Here is a 17,381-nt window from a genome sequence, read left to right on the forward strand (position 1 = left end):
TTTCAAACCTTGTAGTGGTCGCGATACCAGGTGACAAAATTGTGGACCCCGCGCTCGATCGGCGTTGACGGTGCAAAGCCGGTGTCGCGCATCAAATCCTCGACATCCGCGAACGTTTCCACCACATCTCCCGGCTGCATCGGCAGCAATTCTTTGATCGCCGTCCGACCCAGCTCCCGCTCCAGAAGTCCGACGACATGCATCAGCTCTTCGGGGCGGTGATTTCCGACATTGTAGACTCGAGACGGCGCATTTGCGGCAGCCGGATTGTCTACAGGCACAAGATCGATCAGTTTGGATACGACACGGGTCACGTCGTCGATATAGGTGAAGTCGCGGCGCATCCTGCCATGGTTGAAGAGCCGGATCGGCTTGCCAGCCATGATGGCGTTTACGAACAGAAACATGGCCATATCAGGCCGTCCCCATGGGCCGTAGATGGTGAAAAAGCGCAAGGCGGTGACCGGCAGCCGGTACAGATGGCTGTAGGACTGCGCCATCACCTCGTTCGCCTTCTTGGTCGCAGCGTAGAAGCTCACGGGATGATCGGTCCGGTCCTGCACGGAAAACGGCAGTTTCGTGTTCGCGCCGTAAACGGAGGATGACGAAGCGTAGACAAGATGACGACACCCGTTGATCCGACAGCCCTCTAGCACGTTGAGAAAGCCCTGGAGATTGGAATCGACGTAACTGTGGGGCTGGTCGATCGAGTAGCGGACGCCGGCCTGGGCCGCCAGATGCACCACTTTGGCAAATCGATGTCGCGCAAACAGCGCCGCCATCGCCCCGCGATCGGCAAGATCGGCCTGCACGAAGGAGAAACCGGCCTCGCTCCGCAACAGCGCCAGCCGCGCCTGCTTCAGCGCCGGATCATAATAGGTGTTGAGATTGTCCAATCCGACGACCGGCCTGCCCTCGGCCAGGAGCTGCCGGGCGACGTGAAAGCCGATGAAGCCGGCGGCTCCCGTAACCAAAATCGCCTGATCCGTCATCCTGTTCCCAAAGCAAACCAGAGGACATGCTTCGCCGCACTGGCAACATCAGCCTCTTTAGACGTCGCCCCGAGGGGGCCGCAATAGCCAGCAACTTTAACGGTAAAGAGCCCCACAGGAGCTCAAGGGCCATTGCAAGAGAGCTCAACATCGCAAGAGAGCTATTGCAAGATCGGCGCCAAAACCATACCAAAGCGGCCGAATTCGGCGCCTGGCGTCGGGTAACCTCAACCTTCGCCAACCCCTGTTCATGCGGGCGAGATGCGCCGAATCCTGCTGTCGACGGCCAAAATCCTGATATCCGCGGCGCTGCTCTACCTGGCATTGCGCAAGGTCGACCTGACCGAGCTGGTGTCACGCTTCACGGTGTCCAGCCTGCTCTGGATCGGCATGGCGATCGCGGTGACATTCCTGCAGATCTTCGTCGGCGTGCTGCGCTGGCGCGATGTCAGCGCTGCATGCGGCGCGCCGCTCGAGCTCGGCCGTGCCATGCGCTACAACGTGATCGGTTCGTTCTTCAACCAGACCCTGCCGTCCGCGATCGGCGGCGACGCGGTCCGGCTGTGGCTGGTCGCGCGCGCCGGCGCCGGATGGCGCGCGGCGACCTATTCGATCTTCGTCGATCGCGCGATCGGCCTGATCGCGCTGGCGATCCTCATCGTCGCGAGCCTGCCCTGGAGCTATCAGCTGATCACCGACCCGCACGGCCGCTCGGCGCTGTTGCTGGTCGACCTCGCCGCGCTCGCCGGCGGCATCGGCTTCCTGATCTTCGGCGTGCTGAAATGGTCGTGGCTGAAGACCTGGTGGGCGACCCATCATCTCCACGCCTGCGCCGTGATCGCCAATCGCGTCATCTTCAACCCGACGCGTGGACCGAGGGTCGCGGTCCTATCGCTGCTCGTTCACGTGCTCACCGCCGTCATCGCCTGGTGCGTGGTGCAGTCGATCGCAGCACCGGTCAGCCTCGCCCAGGTCTTCCTGCTGGTGCCGCCGGTGATGCTGATCACCCTGATGCCGATCTCGATCGCCGGCTGGGGCGTGCGCGAGGCCACCATGGGGCTGGCCTTCGGCTTCGCCGGACTTGCCGCGAACGAAGGCGTCAACGTCTCACTGCTGTTCGGCGCGGTCGTCTTCATCGTCGGCGCCGTCGGCGGCCTGGTCTGGATCCTCAGCGCGGAGAAAGCCGCGCAGGGCTCGGCGCAGCTCGGGGTTCCTGAGTGAGCGCGCTCACGATCGTGCCATCGCTGCTTGCCATTGCGATCGCCGCGCTGATCTCGGCGCTGATCACCTGGACCAGCCGCCCCCTGCTCCAGCGCTACGCGCTGGCGCGGCCGAACGCGCGCTCCTCCCACCGCATCCCGACGCCGCAGGGTGCAGGCATCGCGGTGATAGCAGCAACGCTGCTCGTCGCTTCCGCCTTGGCGGCGTGGGTGGGCGTTGCGATCTCGCCGGCGCTGGTGATTGCGACCATCGTGATCGCGCTGGTCGGCTTCGCGGACGACATCGTATCCCTGCCGGTGCTGGTGAGGCTCGTGCTGCAGGCCGCCTGCGTCGGCGCCGTGGTATTCACCGCGCCCGAGACCGCTCGCATCGTGCCCGCTTTGCCGCTCACGATAGAGCGCGGCCTGATCCTGCTCGCGGGTGTCTGGTTCGTGAACCTCGTCAACTTCATGGACGGTCTCGACCTGATGACGGTGGCGGAGGTGGTGCCGGTCACAGCAGTGCTAATGCTGCTCGGCCTGCTCGGCGACCTGTCCTGGCCGGCGGTGCTGGTCGCAACCGCCCTATGCGGCGCGATCCTCGGCTTTGCGCCGTTCAACAAGCCGGTCGCAAAAGTGTTTCTGGGCGATGTCGGCAGCCTGCCGATCGGCCTTCTGCTCGGCTGGTGCCTGCTGGAGCTCGCCTGGCACGGGCAACCCGCCGCGGCGCTGCTGCTGCCGGCCTATTACCTCGCGGATTCCACCATCACGCTGTTCCGGCGGATCGCAAGACGCGAGCAGTTCTGGTCGGCGCATCGCTCGCATTTCTACCAGCGCGCCACCGACAACGGTTTTTCGGTTCCGCGTGTCGTCGGCGAAGTCTTTGTCCTCAACCTCGTGCTGGCGGCCCTTGCGCTTCTCACGGTCCGATCAGGCTCGGTGACGGTCACGCTGATCGCGCTGCTGGCGGCCGCGATCGCGATCGCCTTCGTGCTGCTGCGGTTCTCCCGCCCTCAGGCGTCCTGAGCTGCCAGCGCCAGCCGCAGGCCCTCGTCGAGCGTCACCGAAGGCTGCCATCCCGTTGCGATCGCCTTGGACACGTTGAGCTCGAGCGAGCCGATCAGGCTGTCATGGGTGTCCTGCCGGCCGAGCAGGCCGAGCAGCGAGCTCAGCAGCTCCGGCGACATGCCGAACAGCCTCGGATTCTTGCCCGACGCCCTGGCCAGGCGCTCGATGAATTCGGGCGTCGAGACCTGCTCCTTGTCGGCCACCAGGAAGACCTCGAAATTGCTCGCGGGATCGGTATTGCCAAGCCGGCGCAGGATGAAGGACGAGAGGTTCTCCACCGCCAGGAAGGCGCGGTGGTTGCGGATCGAGCCAAAGGGCAGCGGCAATCCCAGGTTCACCGCGCGCGTCAGCAGCGCGAAATTGCCCTTGGCACCCGCGCCATAGACCAGCGGCGGCCTTATCACCGAAATATTCAGCTGGCTGTCGCGTGCGAGCGTCCTCAGGCCCGCCTCGGCCGCCGCCTTGGACATGCCGTAGAGGCCGCGCGGCGTCAGGATGTCGTTTTCGCTGAACGGGGCACGGCCCTCGTTGGTGCGGCCATGCACCAGAACCGTGCTAACAAAGATAAAGTGGCGCACACCAGCCATTGCCGCAGAGCGCGCCAGGTGCAGCGTACCGGCGATGTTGACGTTGCGGTAGAGCTGGACCGCGTGCTCCTCGTGCTTGTGATGCACGCGGGCGGCGAGATGAACGACGGCATCGACGCCGTCGAGCGCGGCGGTCCAATCGGTGTCGGGGCCGATGCTCTCGATGACGACCTCGTCGCCCTGCCCGTGCGGGCTGCGGACCGCGCGCCGAACCGCCCATCCTTCGCGCTCCAGGTCGGGCACGACGTGGCGACCGACGAAGCCACTCGCTCCCGTCACCAACACAAGCGGCTTTTCCTTGCTCATCGCTGCTCCGAAAGGTTCGGGTTGCGCAACAAGTCGTCTATCATGGCGGCATAGGCGTTCATCGCCACGCCGCGATCGAACCCCCATGCTGCTTTCACCGCGCGCGCGGCCATGGCGCCGTCGCCGGAAGCGGACGCCGCGCGGATCGCGGCGGCGAGCTGATCGGCGCGGCCCGGCGTCACGACCCAGCCGAGGCCGCTCTCCACGACCGTCAGGGCGGCCTCGGCCTCGGGTTCCGAGATCAGCACGACCGGACGGCCGACCGCCAGCAGATTATAGAAACGGCTCGGTACCGACACCCCGGCCACGTCCTTCCGGTAGGGGATGATCCAAAGGTCGGCCGCAGCCAGGAAGGCCTCGAGCTCGGAATCCTCCACCCGTGCCACGAAGCCGACATTGGGCAGGTTCGCTTCGGCCTGCAACTGCTTCAGCCGCTCGAAGCCAATGCCCCAGCCGGAGAGCAGGAAGCCAATATCCGCCTCGTCTTTCAATAGGCGCGCCGCCTCGAACACGATCTCCGGATCGTGGGTGAAACCGAGATTGCCCGACAGCCCGACCACGAAGCGGGCCGCAAGGTGCTTGCGGAACGGATTGTCTGATGTCACCGGCCGCACCGCCGGCACCAGCGTCGCCCAGTTCGGGATGAAGCGGATCTTGTTGCGCGTCATGCCGGAATAGGTCAGCAGCGGCGCTTCCGCATCGCGCCCGATGGTCACGACGGCATTGAGGGCGCGAAACATCAGGCTGTTGGCGGCGCGCATCACGCCCGCCACGACCGAGCGCGGCTTCAAGAGACCGGCCATTACCAGCACGTCAGGAAACAGGTCGTGCATGATCAGCGCCGAGCGCGCGCCTTTGAGCCACGCCGCGGCCACCACTGCGTAAGGCAGCATGAACGGCGCGGTGACCGTGAGCACGACGTCACCTCGTCGCAAGCGCCGTAGCAGCGCGACGAAGATGCGCAGCACGAACAGCAGCTCGGAAATGCCGCGCCGGACCAGCGCCGCCTTTCCCGCCATGCGGTTCTTGATGGCGATGACCCGTGGCTTGTCGGGGCCGATCTGCGAGGGCGGCAACGCGCCTGATGAGCCCGACAGCACCACGACCTCATGGTCAGATGCGAGGCGGCAGGCGATCTCGGCCATGATCGCCGCGGTCGTGCTGGGATCCGGCGGATAATGCTGGCTCGCGACGACGATCTGGCCTTGCGACTGCATGCTCAGGCCGCGGTTGACCCGAACTCGGGAACCGCATCCTTGAGGATCGTCCTGATGGTCGCGCGATCGTCGCGCTCGATGGCCTGATCGAGCGCCGCGATCCATTTGCGCAAGGTCTGCATCGGCGGCTCGTTCGGCTGCGCGGCCATGATGCCAGCGACACCGATCTCGCGGGTCGGCTCTTCGGACGCAAAGAGGATTTCGTGCAGGCGCTCCCCCGGCCGCATCCCCGTGAACACGATCTCGATGTCGTAACCGGGTTGCAGGCCGGAGAGACGGATCATGCGTTCGGCGAGATCCACGATCTTCACCGGCTGGCCCATGTTGAGCACATAGACGGAAACGTCCGAACGCGCCATGCCGAGCGCATGCGTCGCTGCCGTGATGACGAGGTCGCAGGCCTCGCGGATGGTCATGAAATAGCGGACCATGTCGGGATGCGTCACCGTGACAGGGCCGCCGGCCTCGATCTGGGCCTTGAACTTCGGCACCACCGAGCCGTTCGAGGCCAGCACATTGCCGAAGCGAACGGAGATCAGCCGCATCGGCGGCTTGGCACCGGCAGCCCCCGCCGCAAGATCATGGTCGAGAGCCTGGCAGTACATCTCGGCGAAACGCTTGGTGAGGCCCAGCATCGACACCGGCTCGATCGCCTTGTCGGTCGAGATCATCACCATGGCTTCGGCGCCGGCGGCGAGCGCCGCGTCGGCGACGTTGATCGAGCCGAAGATGTTGGTCTTGACGCCCTCGCTCCAGTCGCGCTCGAGGATCGGCACGTGCTTGAGGGCCGCTGCGTGGAACACGATGTTGGGCTTGAACTCGGCCATCAGGCGCATCACGCGCTCGCGGTCGCGGATGTCGGCGATCCGCCCCTCGATCGCAGCACCCGCGTCGTGCGCGGCGAGCGCCTCGGTGACCGCATAGAGCGCCGGCTCGGAATTCTCCAGGATCAACAGGCGCGCGGCGCCGAAGGCGACGACACGCTCGCAGATCTCGGAGCCGATCGAACCACCGCCGCCGGTGACGATTACCGCCTTGCCCCTGATCAGGGCTTCGAGGCGCGCATAGTCGATCTTTTCGCTCGGCCGCAGCAGCAGGTCCTCGACCGCGACAGCGGTCAGGCGCGGCGTGTCGCCGCTCTCGAGCGAGGGCATGCGGTTGACGATCACGCCGAGTTTGCGCGCCCGCATCAGGATCGATTCCGGATGCGCCTCCGGCTCGAACGCCGACGGCGTCATCACCACGCGTGCAATCGCCTTGCCGCGCTTGGCGAAATCGGAAACTACGTCCTCGATGTCATCGACGCCGCCCAGCACCGGAACGTTGCGGATGAACTGGCCGCGATCCGAGCCCGACGGTGACAGCACGCCGACCGGCCAGATCCGCTTGATCGCCCCACTCTCGATACCGCGCAGAAGCACCTCGGCGTCTGCAGCGCGGCCGATCAGTAACGTCGGCGCGGCATCCTCCGCGCGAGCATGACGCCGCACCCGCGTGTAGCGGAAGTAACGATAGGCCATGCGCAAGGCGCTGAGAAAGAAGATCTCCAGGAACCAGTAGAGAACGATCGTCACCTTGCCGAAGAAGAAGGCACCGCGGACATTGGGAGCAACAATGATGTAGTCCAGCGCCAGCAAGGCAACTGTCAGCACGCTAGCGACGCGGACGATGTTCATCGCATCCGGCAGCGATATAAAGCGCCATTTGGTGGTGGTCAGGTTGAAAATGAAGAACACGACCACGCTGAAGGCGAGAAAGTACGGTAGGATTTGGAATAGCAGCGGCAAACGGTCATAGAAGCCGTCCGCCCCCTCAAAACGCAGATAAAACGCCGCGAACAACGCCGCTGTCGTTGCGAGCAGGTCGTGGAGCGCAATCATGAAATTGCGCAAAGAAAGATGCGAAAGCCGCGTCATCCGCCGACCGATGATTATCCCATTAGTGTAACCTGCCGCGCTGATAGCCCATCTCGGCGAGACTTGCTAGCAGAAGCCTTGCCAGCACAAGACTCGCCGGCAGGAGCCTTGCTACCTAGAGGTTGCCAGCCCCCTGGCTCAGGAACCCACTTTAACCACCTTCGCGCCCTCCCGTTGTGCCCGGATCACCATGCCGCCGGCAACGCCGACGCCGATGACGTAGATCCAGCCCTCGTGAAAGTCGAACAGATGGGAGTTGAAAAGCGAGGTGAAGACGTTCTGCACCACAATCAGGAGGCCGATCCAATTGGCCAGCCCGTCACCGCGAAACAGCAGCAGATGCAGGATCCAGATCGCGTAGAGAATGACGATGCCGATGATCCCCCACTGGATGGCGACGTGCAGCATCTGGTTATGCGGATTCGGAAAGACCCTGACGCCCAGAACCCATGAGGGCTCTTTCGCGGCTCTCTCGAACAGCCCCTGCGAGGAACCGGTACCGTGTCCCACAAGCGGGGCTTCCGAAAAAAACTGAACGGCATGCCGCCAATATTCGAGGCGCTCGCCGATGGACGTCGGCACGCTCTCTTGGGTGTAAAGGCGGTAGTCCCGCGAAAACGTGTCCGCGGTCTTGCGCAATTGCGGCGAGGCTTGCCAGGCGATCGCAGCGCCGGCGATCAGGGCGGCGGAGATAACCGCGATGCTGCGCCATCTCAAATGAAGCAGCGCGAACACACCGAACATGATCGGAACGGTGACGAGCGCGGTGCGCGACACCACCACGAAGACCATGTTGACGAAGAAGCTCAGCGCTATCGCCGTCAGCAATCCGGCAAGCCAGTAGCGCTTCTCGCGCAGCAGCAGCCCGACCGGATAAGCCAGCGCGACCGCGCAAAGCGTGAACTCCTGGCTCTGGTCGATGTAGTTCTTGACGAAGATGCCGCGCTCGAGATGGTCCGGCTTGAGCGTCAGATTGGGATAGAAAGCGACCAGCCACGACATCACCGAGAGCAGCGCGCAGGAGACCAGGAAGGCGATGAAGATCCAGTTTCCACGCGACGAGCGCTCAAAATGGTAGAGCAGAACGGGCAGCACCAGCAGCTTGACGGTGGGACTGAGCGCGTAGAGGCGCGCGCCCCAGGCCGCGTCCGACCACAGCGTTCCCACCAGCGCAAGCACAAACAGCGCAATCGGCGCCGCACAAATCGGACGCGTCAGCGATTGCAGGAATGCCCTGATGTCGAGGAACGGCACCATGCAGACCAGGAACGCGGCGTTGAAGATTGCCGCAAGCGAGGTCGACCACGGCAGCGAGGCAACCGTGAGGATCGCGAACAGGTCGACGGTCTCGCTCCAGGCGGCCGGACTGCGGAAACGCCGCCACAGCATCTGGGCGGTCGTCTCCCCTGCAAGTGCCGTCACTCGGTGCCTCCGCGCGCACGATGGACCAGCGCGGTCGTGCTGAATCCCTTGAGGATGTCGACCAGCACGACCGTTCCCCCGGCGGCCTCGACGACCTCGTGACCGACCACCTGCTCGCGGGTGTAATCACCGCCCTTGACCAGCACGCTCGGCGTAATCCGCCTGATCAGGTCGATCGGCGTGTCGTCCTCGAAGATGACGACGAGATCGACCGCTTCGAGCGCGGCCAGCACCTCCGCGCGCGCCCGCTCGTCCTGGACCGGGCGATCGGCGCCCTTCAGCCGCCGTACCGAGGCGTCGCTGTTCAGCCCGACAATGAGGCGGTCGCAGGCTGCGCGCGCCGCGGTCAGCACCTTGACGTGGCCGGGATGCAGGATGTCGAAGCAGCCATTGGTGAAGCCGACACGCAGCCCCTCTCGCTTCCATTCGGCAAGCTGGGCCTCGAGGTGACCTGACGCGCTGACGACCTTCTCCTCGGCCGCAAGTGTGGCATGTGGCAGGATCTTTCGGCGCAGCTCATCGACGCTGACGCTGGCGGTGCCCTGCTTGCCGACCGCCACCGCGGCCGCGGCACTGGCGACGCGCAGCGCCGTATCCCAATCCGCGCCGGCCGCGATCGACACCGCGAGCGCGGCGGCAACGGTGTCGCCGGCGCCGGAGACGTCGCGCACCTTCACCGGGAAGGCGGGAACGTGGACGGCCTCGCCATGGCGCGGCACCAGCGTCATGCCCTGCTCGCCTTGCGTGACCAGGATCGCCTCGCAATCGGCGAGCCGCATCACGTCCTCGCTGGCATCGACGATGCTCTGCGGTGTGTCGGCGCGGCTGCGGGTGGCTTCCGAGAATTCCTTGCGGTTGGGCGTGAGCAGCGTGGCGCCGCGATAGATCGCCCAGTTCAGGCTCTTCGGATCGACGATCACCGGCTTGCCGGCCGCGCGTGCCGCATCGATGGTGTGGCGGATCACGCGCGCGGTCAGCACGCCCTTGGCGTAGTCGGACAGCAGCACGATATCGGCGCGCGCGATCTGCGGCAGGATCGCCTCGATTAGCCTGGTCTCGACTTCATCGGAGGCAGCCAGCGCCTGCTCCCAGTCCGCGCGCAGCATATGCGTGGAAAAATGCTCGGAGACGAAGCGGACTTTTCGCGTGGTCGGCCGCGACGGGTCGCACACCAGCACGCTTTCGATCCCGGCATAGTCTGCCAATGCCAGGGCGAGCTGCCTGCCGGCATTGTCCTCGCCGACGAGGCCGACGAAGACGCAGCGCGCACCGAGCGAAGCGATATTGCGCGCGACGTTGCCGGCGCCGCCGATATGGATCTCGCTGCGCTGGGCCGCGATGACGGGGGTCGGCGCCTCAGGCGAGATCCGCGACACCTCGCCATAGACGAACTCGTCCAGCATGATGTCGCCGATGCACAGCACCGTGCGGCCGGAAATGGCTTGCGCGAGGGCATCGAAATCGAGAATCGGCGTCGGCATGGTCAAATGGCCTTAACGGAAGCGGTCGGGCCGGTCGAGATAGTCCCCGACATAGGCCTTCACCGCGTCCTCAAGCGCCGTGAAGCCGCCGTTATAGCCGGCGCGGCGAAGACGATCGACCTTGCTCTCGGTGAAATACTGGTACGCACCCCGGATCTGCTCGGGCATGTCGACATAGTCGATGTTGGGCCTTGTGCCGAGTGCGGCATAGGCAGCCAGCATCAGGTCCTTGAAGCTGCGCGCCTTGCCGGTGCCGACATTGAAAAGGCCGGAGACTTTAGGCGTCGCCAGCAGCCACAGGATGACGCGCACGACGTCGTCGACATAGATGAAATCGCGGCGCTGGTCACCGTCGGCGATGCCGTCGCGATGCGACTTGAACAGCTGCACCACGCGGCCCGCCTTGACGTCGTCGAAGCGGCGCGCCAGCACGCTCATCATCGAACCCTTGTGGTATTCGTTGGGGCCGAACACGTTGAAGAATTTCAGACCGGCCCATTGCGGCGGCAGTTTCTCAGCCCGCGCGATGCGCTCGGCGACCGCCAGATCGAACAGCTGCTTGCTCCAGCCGTAGAGATTCATCGGCCGCAGCTTCTTCAACGCCGCCAGCGAGGCATCGTCGTCAAAACCTTCCGCACCGTCGCCATAGGTCGCGGCCGACGACGCGTAGATCAGCGGCACCGCACCCTCCGTGCACCAGTCCAAGAGGCGCATCGAGAAGCGGAAATTGGTCTCGATCACGAGATCGCCGTCGGTCGCGGTGGTCTCGGAAATCGCCCCCAGATGGATCACGGCATCCAGCTTGCGGCCCTTCAGCCAGTTGGAGAGCTCGGCCGGAGGCACGATATCCACAAGCTGTCGCTTGGCGAGATTGCGCCACTTGCCGTCGCTGCCGAGGAGGTCGCAGACCACGACGTCGCTGCGGCCGGAATCGTTGAGCGCGGCGACCACATTCGATCCGATAAAACCGGCCCCGCCGGTCACCAGCAACATTCCAACCACCCTGCCCGATCTTGTGCGGCCCGATACCTGCCGTAGCGCATCATCTGCCAAAGTGTAAGCATTTTGGGCGGACGCATTTGGACTCGCCCTCTCCCAGCTTTACCTGCCGGCCCGGAGCGGCTACCGAACCGCCACATCGAGAGCATAGCGGTCCAATTAACGAATGAATATTGATTCGCATCTTGGCGGGAATGAGGAGCGGAGCGACACACGCCCGATTCTGATCATCCCCTATATGTGGATCGGTGATTTCGTCCGGAATCACACCGTGGTCAGGGTCCTGAAGGAGCGATGGCCGAACCGGCCGGTGGATCTCCTCGCCACGCCCCTTTGCGCTCCCCTGGTCGACTACATGCCCGGCGTGCGCGCCGGCATCGTCTGGGACCTGCCCCGCAGCCGCCTGGCGCTACGCCGCCAGTTCGGCCTCGCAAAACTCCTGCGCGAGCGGAACTACGGCACGGCCTTGGTGCTACCCCGCACCTGGAAGGCCGCCATTGCGCCGACCTTGGCCGGCATCCCCGAACGGGTCGGCTGGGTCGGCGAATTCAGGTTCGGACTGATCAATCGATGGCGCTGGGGCGAGAGCAAGCTCCCCCGCTTCATCGACGAGAATGCCGCTTTGGCGCAACCGGACGGCGCGCCGCTGCCCCCGGAATGGCCGGTGCCGCAATTGCGGGTTCCGCCTGAGGAGATCGCCCGCTGGTGCCAGGCCAACGGCCTCAGCGCCGGCGCGGCCGTGGCGCTCGCTCCCGGTTCGGTCGGAGTGTCGAAACGCTGGACCTCCTATCCGGAGGCCGCCCGCCTGCTGGTCGAGCGCGGCCTCGAAGTCTGGGTGGTCGGCGGTCCCGCGGAAAAGGGCCTCGCGCAGGAGATCGTCGCAGCCGGCGGCCCGGGGACCGCTGGTGGCCCCGGCGTGCGCGACCTCACCGGCAACGATTTGCGCAACGGCGTCCTCGCCATGGCGGCGGCCGGCGTCGCCATCTCCAACGATTCAGGCCTGATGCATATCGCGGCCGCACTGGGCACGCCCACCATGGGCATTTTCGGCCCGACCAGCCCCTATCTCTGGGCGCCATTGAACGGCCTTGCCGCGACGGTCGTGCAGACCAAGAGCGTGCTGTCGTGCCAGCCCTGCCAGAGCACGGTCTGCAAGATGAACGATCATCGCTGCATGCGAGACATCGCGGCAAGCGACGTGGTGGGGATTGCGCAGCAGGTGCTGAGCGAGGCTGGCAAGCAGGCTGAGAGCTGAGCGATCGACGGCTTTTGCCGGACGTCGCGCCGAACCTAACTTATGTTGGATACACCCTCGGGAAGAATTGGCATCCTCTCGCTTCAGGGGAAAAAGCCAATGGACGAAGACTTCATCAGAGGGCGCGCTCAAGACATCCGCGAGCTCGCGGCGAAAGCGGACTCGTTCACCCGGAAGCGTCTGCTCGATCTTGCCGACACCTACGAGCGCAGGCTTCATCCGGTGCCGCATGCCGCGCCAGGACTCGCGGGCCGGCATTCGCAGCCGCAGATGAAGCGGTAGGCATGCTCAAGGAGAAAGAGCGCGAGAGCCAGCGCGTTTCGTTCGAGCGGCCGCTGTCGGCGCAGATGATGTCGATCGACGGCACCTGGCGCCGCCCCTGCCTGGTCAAAGACGTATCGGAAAGCGACGCCACCCTTCGCATCGAGACGTCGATTGAGGGCCTGGCGCTGACCGAGTTCTTCCTTCTCCTTTCCTCGACCGGACTTGCCTATCAACGATGCCAGCTCGACCGCATCAACGGCGACGAGCTCGAGGTCAGCTTCTTGCGGCAGAAGGCCCGGAAGAGGTCTAGCCGCGAGATGCCGGCTTGATCAAAGCGTGACGATTGGGTTTGCCGAAATTCGCGTGCGCGGCGCGCCGGCGAAATGTCGGCGGTGATCTTGGGATGATGTCAATCTACACCTGTTTTGCCCGACAGGTCAAACAACTTTCGTAAAATTCGAATTTTGGCCGTGCGCGTCCGGCAAGCCATCTGCGCCGGCTACTGTGCATGGGGTTGTTTTCGCTTTTTGGAAAAGCGGCTCAGAGCAGCGGACGATAGATCTCGCCGATCCGGACCGCCTCGGCATCGAGGCTGAACTTCTCGAGCACCCGAGCGCGCCCCCGCTCGCCCATCGCCGTCGCTGCAGCGACGTCGCGCATCAGCGGTTCCAGCGCCGCCGCCAGCGCCTCCGCATCGCCGGTCGGGATCAGCACGCCGCTTACGCCATCCTCGACCACCAGCGTCGCGGCGCCTGCACGCGCGGCAACAAGCGCACTGCCGGTCGCCATCGCTTCGATCAGCGTCAGGCCAAAACCTTCGTTGCGCGAGGTGAAGGCGTAGATCGTCAGCCGCTGATACCAGCGCTGCACCTCTTCGATCGGAAGCTCGCCGGTGATGACGATGCGCGATTGCAGGCCAGCCGCCTCGATGCGCTTCTTCAGGTCGTTCGCAAACGGCGTCTGTTCGGCCGTGACCTGGCCGACGATGACAGCCGTGAAGTCAGGATAGCGCGGCAGCGTCAGGCACATCGCATCGACGAACACATCAGTGCCCTTCTGCGCCCTGACGCGGCCGAAGCAGCCGATGGCGTAACGGCCGGGCAAGCCGCTTTCCGCGAACGCTGCGGCGCGATTGACCGGAGGCGCGTAGACATCGGTGTCGACGCCGTGCGGGATTACCGTCGATTGCACTTTCAGGAACGAGGCGGAGATGTCCGAGGTCGCGATGATCGCGTCCATCTGGCGGAGCAGCCAGCGCGTGATCCAGGTGTGATGACGCTGCGCCGCCGAGGTGAAGACCAGCTTGAACGGCCAGCCCAGCGCGCGCAGCAAGACGCCCACGATCATCTCGTTGTTGCGCCGCGCGTGCCAGATCATGGGCCTGTTGCGGCGCCATAGTTTCAGGACATCGCCGACGCCAAGCCGCGCAATCCCCTCCGGCGCATCGGAGCCGAACCAGCCGGCGCGATAGAGCTTTGCCAGCCGCGGCGCCACCATCCGGTTGGTCGCGGTGACCCCGGAATAGCGCCTGTGCAGATTTGGCACGATCACTTGCAGATCGTCCGGGGAATTCGCCACGTCATGCTCCGTTTGGTGCGTCCCCTATACGCAACATTAAGCATAGTGACCAGTTCAGCCGGGCCGAAACCCCCTCTTCACCGCGCAAACGTTAACTTGGCGCGTTGATCGATGACGGGTGAGACCATGACTGTGCTAGTCACCGGCGGCGCCGGCTATATCGGAAGTCACACGGTCCTAGCGCTGGCGGAAGCCGGCGAGGACGTCGTCGTGATCGACGATCTCTCCACGGGTTTCTCCACCTATCTACCCGAAGGCGTGCCGCTGTTCATCGGCGATGCCGGCGACGAGAACCTGGTCGAAGGCGTCATCGCCCAGCACGACATCGAGAGCATCATCCATTTCGCGGGCTCGGTGGTCGTGCCGGAGTCGATGCGCGATCCGCTCGGCTATTACCGCAACAACTTCATGACCGCGCGCAATTTGCTCAACGTCGCGGTGAAGCGCGGCATCAGCCGCTTCATCTTCTCCTCGACCGCCGCCGTCTACGGCAATCCCGACCTGGTGCCGGTGCCCGAGCACGCGCCGACGCGGCCGCTGTCGCCTTACGGCTCGTCGAAGCTGATGACCGAGATCATGCTGCACGACGTCGCCGCCGCCTACGGCATGCAGTACGTGACCCTGCGCTACTTCAACGTCGCCGGCGCCGATCCGCAGGCGCGCATCGGCCTTGCCACCGTCGGCGCCACGCATCTGCTCAAGATCGCGGTCGAGGCCGCGACCGGTCAGCGCGCCAAGATCGACGTGTTCGGCACCGACTATCCGACCCCCGACGGCAGCTGCATTCGCGACTTCATCCACGTCACCGACCTGTCGCAGGCGCACCGCTCGGCGCTGGCCTATTTGCGCAATGGCGGCGCCTCGACGACGTTGAATTGCGGCTATGGCCGCGGCTATTCGGTGCTGGAGACCATCGACGCCGTGCGCCGGGTGTCGGGCCGCAGCTTCGCCGTCCAATACGCCCCGCGCCGGCCCGGCGACATCATGACCATGGTCGCCGACACCAGCCGCATCCGCGGCCTGCTCGACTGGAAGCCGCAATACGAGGACCTCGAGACCATCGCGGCCCACGCGCTGGCCTGGGAGGACAAGCTGTTCCGGGAGCGCCATGGCGAGCTCCGCCAAGCCGCCTCGGCCTAAAATCGCATCCTGTGCAAGCCCTTAATTGGGCTTGAAAAGCGGAGCTTTAGCGGGCACAGAGGCCATTCGATCCCTGACGCGCGGGCAGGCTTTTCCCTGCGCCGTCAATGGACTACGGATGGCCCAGTTTCCAAAGAAAATCACCGACGATCCCTATGCGGCGATGGTCCTCATTCGCCGCCTGGTCATGGAACAGGGGGTCGTCTACTGGCGGCGCTACGTCATTGCCTTCACGTTCATGGCGGCTGCCGCGGGCGCGACCGCAGGCGCGACCTACGTGCTTGGCCAGGTCATCAACCAGGCCTATGTCGACAAGAACATCCCGGGCATCGCGATGTTCTCGGGCATCACGGTGATTCTGCTGTTCATCAAGGGCGTGGCGACTTACGGCCACATGGTGATCCTGACCAAGATCAGCAACGCCATCCTCGCCAACAACCAGCGCCAGCTGTTCGCAAAACTGATGCGCGAGAGCGTCGGTTTCTTCTCCGAGCGGCATTCGTCCGAATTCCTGGCGCGGCTCACAGCCGGCGCCAAATCCATCACTGACGTGCTCAACATGCTGGTCAACGCCATCGGCCGCGATCTCTTGATGCTGGTGGCCATGATCGGCGTGATGGTGTGGCAGGATCCGCTGATGTCGTTCATCGGCCTCGTCGCAGTGCCGCCGGCGATGCTGGTGCTGCGCAAGCTGGTCAAGCGCATCAAGGGCCTCGCCTACAACCAGTTCACCGGCACCGCCGACATCATGGAGACGATGCAGGAATCGCTGCAGGGCATCCGCACCGTGAAGGCCTTCACGCTCGAAGCGACGATGCAGGAGCGTATCGACGAGAACATCGCGATCGTCGAGCGCAACGCCAACAAGATGGCCCGCGTCGCCAATCGCTCCAATCCGCTGATGGAGATGCTCGGCGGCTTCGCGGTCGCCGGCTGCCTGCTCTACGGCGGCTACAGCGTGGTCGCGCTCAACGCCACGCCGGGCGCGTTCTTCTCGTTCATGACGGCGTTCCTGATGGCGACCGAGCCCGCCAAGCGGCTGGCCCGGCTCAACATCGATTTGAACAGCCAGCTCGTCGGCGCGCGCATGCTGCTCGAAGTCGTCGACAGCCCCGCCAGCGAGCACTCCGACGACGACAAGCCGGCGCTGAAGCTCTCCGACGCCCGCATCGAGCTGCGCGACGTCAGCTTCTCTTATCGCAATGGCGAGACGGTGCTCAACCGCATGAGCTTCGTTGCCGAGCCCGGCAAGGTCACCGCTTTGGTCGGCCCCTCCGGCGGCGGCAAGTCGACCGTGCTGGCGCTGCTCTTGCGCTTCTACGAGGTGACGCAAGGCGACATCGTCATCGACGGCCAGTCGATCGGCGCGGTCTCGCGCAAATCGCTGCGGGCGCAGACTGCCTATGTCGGCCAGGACGTCTATCTGTTCCGCGACACCATTCGCAACAACATCGCCTTCGGCAAGCCGGGCGCAAGCGAGGACGAGATCATCGAGGCCGCAAAGGCCGCCTGCGCGCATGATTTCATCACGAGCTTCCCGCTCGGCTATGACACGCCGGTCGGCGAGCACGGCACGCAGCTCTCCGGCGGCCAGCGCCAGCGCATTGCGGTGGCGCGTGCGCTGATCAAGAACGCGTCGATCATCCTGCTCGACGAAGCAACCGCCGCGCTCGATTCCGAATCCGAGCGGCAGGTGCAGGAGGCGATCGAGCATCTCTGCCAGAGCCGCACCACCATCGTGATCGCGCATCGCCTGCACACCATCATGCGCGCCGATGCGATCCTGGTGGTCGAGGGCGGCGAGATTGTCGAGCAGGGCCGGCATGACGATTTGCTGCGCCGCTCGGGCCGCTATGCTTCGTTCTTCCGCCTTCAAAACCACGACACAGGCTTGGCGCTGGCGCCGATCAGCGCAACCGCATAGAGTTCCCTTCCACCTCAAGAGCAGCGAGACCGC

At 64.7% G+C, this 17,381-nt stretch carries 15 protein-coding genes; 7 read left to right on the forward strand and 8 right to left on the reverse strand.

Features of this window, described 5'->3' with window-relative positions; translation table 11 throughout:
• Positions 1–2: 2 nt before the first annotated feature.
• On the reverse strand, positions 3–992 hold the full coding sequence (locus L6637_RS33320; protein WP_237873228.1) for an NAD-dependent epimerase: 990 nt from the start codon (positions 990–992) through the stop codon (positions 3–5).
• Positions 993–1,253: 261 nt separating this feature from the next.
• Here L6637_RS33320 and L6637_RS33325 point away from each other — a divergent pair, with 261 nt between their 5' ends.
• Positions 1,254–2,213: a lysylphosphatidylglycerol synthase transmembrane domain-containing protein gene (locus tag L6637_RS33325; RefSeq protein WP_237873229.1), complete on the forward strand. Its 960-nt coding sequence runs from the start codon at positions 1,254–1,256 to the stop codon at positions 2,211–2,213.
• A complete protein-coding gene (locus L6637_RS33330) occupies positions 2,210–3,217 on the forward strand; it encodes an MraY family glycosyltransferase (protein ID WP_237873230.1) in 1,008 nt (335 codons plus the stop codon). The genes L6637_RS33325 and L6637_RS33330 overlap by 4 nt, the downstream gene beginning before the upstream one ends.
• Here L6637_RS33330 and L6637_RS33335 read toward each other — a convergent pair.
• The 6 genes from L6637_RS33335 to rfaD form a co-directional block, all read right to left on the reverse strand.
• Entirely contained in the window at positions 3,205–4,152 is a 948-nt protein-coding gene (locus L6637_RS33335) for an NAD-dependent epimerase/dehydratase family protein (RefSeq protein WP_237873232.1), read from the reverse strand. The two genes, L6637_RS33330 and L6637_RS33335, sit on opposite strands and share 13 nt — an antisense overlap.
• A complete protein-coding gene (locus L6637_RS33340) occupies positions 4,149–5,369 on the reverse strand; it encodes a glycosyltransferase family 4 protein (RefSeq protein WP_237873234.1) in 1,221 nt (406 codons plus the stop codon). The genes L6637_RS33335 and L6637_RS33340 overlap by 4 nt, the downstream gene beginning before the upstream one ends.
• A 2-nt stretch (positions 5,370–5,371) precedes the next feature.
• Positions 5,372–7,285 (reverse strand): SDR family NAD(P)-dependent oxidoreductase, encoded by a 1,914-nt coding sequence (locus tag L6637_RS33345; RefSeq protein WP_237873235.1) that lies wholly within the window; start codon positions 7,283–7,285, stop codon positions 5,372–5,374.
• A gap of 138 nt (positions 7,286–7,423) precedes the next feature.
• Positions 7,424–8,707, reverse strand: coding sequence for an O-antigen ligase family protein (locus L6637_RS33350; protein WP_237873236.1), 1,284 nt, complete (start codon positions 8,705–8,707; stop codon positions 7,424–7,426).
• Positions 8,704–10,188: a D-glycero-beta-D-manno-heptose-7-phosphate kinase gene (gene rfaE1, locus L6637_RS33355; RefSeq protein WP_237873237.1), complete on the reverse strand. Its 1,485-nt coding sequence runs from the start codon at positions 10,186–10,188 to the stop codon at positions 8,704–8,706. Before rfaE1 ends, L6637_RS33350 begins: the two co-directional genes overlap by 4 nt.
• Positions 10,189–10,200: 12 nt before the next feature.
• On the reverse strand, positions 10,201–11,181 hold the full coding sequence (gene rfaD, locus L6637_RS33360) for an ADP-glyceromanno-heptose 6-epimerase (protein WP_237873238.1): 981 nt from the start codon (positions 11,179–11,181) through the stop codon (positions 10,201–10,203).
• Positions 11,182–11,353: 172 nt separating this feature from the next.
• On the opposite strand from rfaD, the gene waaF reads away from it, so the two are divergent.
• The 3 genes from waaF to L6637_RS33375 all read left to right on the forward strand — a co-directional run bounded on the left by waaF (position 11,354) and on the right by L6637_RS33375 (position 13,035).
• Positions 11,354–12,442 (forward strand): lipopolysaccharide heptosyltransferase II, encoded by a 1,089-nt coding sequence (gene waaF, locus L6637_RS33365; protein WP_237873239.1) that lies wholly within the window; start codon positions 11,354–11,356, stop codon positions 12,440–12,442.
• 99 nt (positions 12,443–12,541) lie between these two features.
• Positions 12,542–12,724: a hypothetical protein gene (locus L6637_RS33370; protein WP_237873240.1), complete on the forward strand. Its 183-nt coding sequence runs from the start codon at positions 12,542–12,544 to the stop codon at positions 12,722–12,724.
• Between the two features lie 2 nt (positions 12,725–12,726).
• Positions 12,727–13,035, forward strand: coding sequence for a PilZ domain-containing protein (locus L6637_RS33375; RefSeq protein ID WP_237873241.1), 309 nt, complete (start codon positions 12,727–12,729; stop codon positions 13,033–13,035).
• Between the two features lie 211 nt (positions 13,036–13,246).
• On the opposite strand, the gene L6637_RS33380 is transcribed toward L6637_RS33375, so the two are convergent.
• Positions 13,247–14,284 (reverse strand): glycosyltransferase family 4 protein, encoded by a 1,038-nt coding sequence (locus L6637_RS33380; RefSeq protein ID WP_237873242.1) that lies wholly within the window; start codon positions 14,282–14,284, stop codon positions 13,247–13,249.
• Between the two features lie 126 nt (positions 14,285–14,410).
• On the opposite strand from L6637_RS33380, the gene galE reads away from it, so the two are divergent.
• Complete coding sequence (gene galE / locus L6637_RS33385) at positions 14,411–15,424, forward strand: UDP-glucose 4-epimerase GalE (RefSeq protein ID WP_237873243.1); 1,014 nt, start codon at positions 14,411–14,413, stop codon at positions 15,422–15,424.
• A gap of 118 nt (positions 15,425–15,542) precedes the next feature.
• Positions 15,543–17,348 (forward strand): ABC transporter ATP-binding protein, encoded by a 1,806-nt coding sequence (locus L6637_RS33390; RefSeq protein ID WP_237873244.1) that lies wholly within the window; start codon positions 15,543–15,545, stop codon positions 17,346–17,348.
• The last annotated feature ends 33 nt before the right edge of the window (positions 17,349–17,381 follow it).

Source organism: Bradyrhizobium zhengyangense (assembly GCF_022012435.1).
GTDB classification, from domain to species: domain Bacteria; phylum Pseudomonadota; class Alphaproteobacteria; order Rhizobiales; family Xanthobacteraceae; genus Bradyrhizobium; species Bradyrhizobium zhengyangense.

What these genes read in the sequence shown, in the direction of transcription:
- L6637_RS33325 (WP_237873229.1), top strand. Translation starts at nt 1,254, where the DNA reads ATGCGCCGAATCCTGCTGTCGACGGCCAAAATCCTGATATCCGCGGCG.
- L6637_RS33345 (WP_237873235.1), bottom strand. Translation starts at nt 7,285, where the DNA reads ATGACGCGGCTTTCGCATCTTTCTTTGCGCAATTTCATGATTGCGCTC.
- galE (WP_237873243.1), top strand. Translation starts at nt 14,411, where the DNA reads ATGACTGTGCTAGTCACCGGCGGCGCCGGCTATATCGGAAGTCACACG.
- L6637_RS33390 (WP_237873244.1), top strand. Translation starts at nt 15,543, where the DNA reads ATGGCCCAGTTTCCAAAGAAAATCACCGACGATCCCTATGCGGCGATG.
- L6637_RS33335 (WP_237873232.1), bottom strand. Translation starts at nt 4,152, where the DNA reads ATGAGCAAGGAAAAGCCGCTTGTGTTGGTGACGGGAGCGAGTGGCTTC.
- L6637_RS33370 (WP_237873240.1), top strand. Translation starts at nt 12,542, where the DNA reads ATGGACGAAGACTTCATCAGAGGGCGCGCTCAAGACATCCGCGAGCTC.
- waaF (WP_237873239.1), top strand. Translation starts at nt 11,354, where the DNA reads ATGAATATTGATTCGCATCTTGGCGGGAATGAGGAGCGGAGCGACACA.
- L6637_RS33320 (WP_237873228.1), bottom strand. Translation starts at nt 992, where the DNA reads ATGACGGATCAGGCGATTTTGGTTACGGGAGCCGCCGGCTTCATCGGC.
- rfaD (WP_237873238.1), bottom strand. Translation starts at nt 11,181, where the DNA reads ATGTTGCTGGTGACCGGCGGGGCCGGTTTTATCGGATCGAATGTGGTC.
- L6637_RS33340 (WP_237873234.1), bottom strand. Translation starts at nt 5,369, where the DNA reads ATGCAGTCGCAAGGCCAGATCGTCGTCGCGAGCCAGCATTATCCGCCG.
- L6637_RS33375 (WP_237873241.1), top strand. Translation starts at nt 12,727, where the DNA reads ATGCTCAAGGAGAAAGAGCGCGAGAGCCAGCGCGTTTCGTTCGAGCGG.
- rfaE1 (WP_237873237.1), bottom strand. Translation starts at nt 10,188, where the DNA reads ATGCCGACGCCGATTCTCGATTTCGATGCCCTCGCGCAAGCCATTTCC.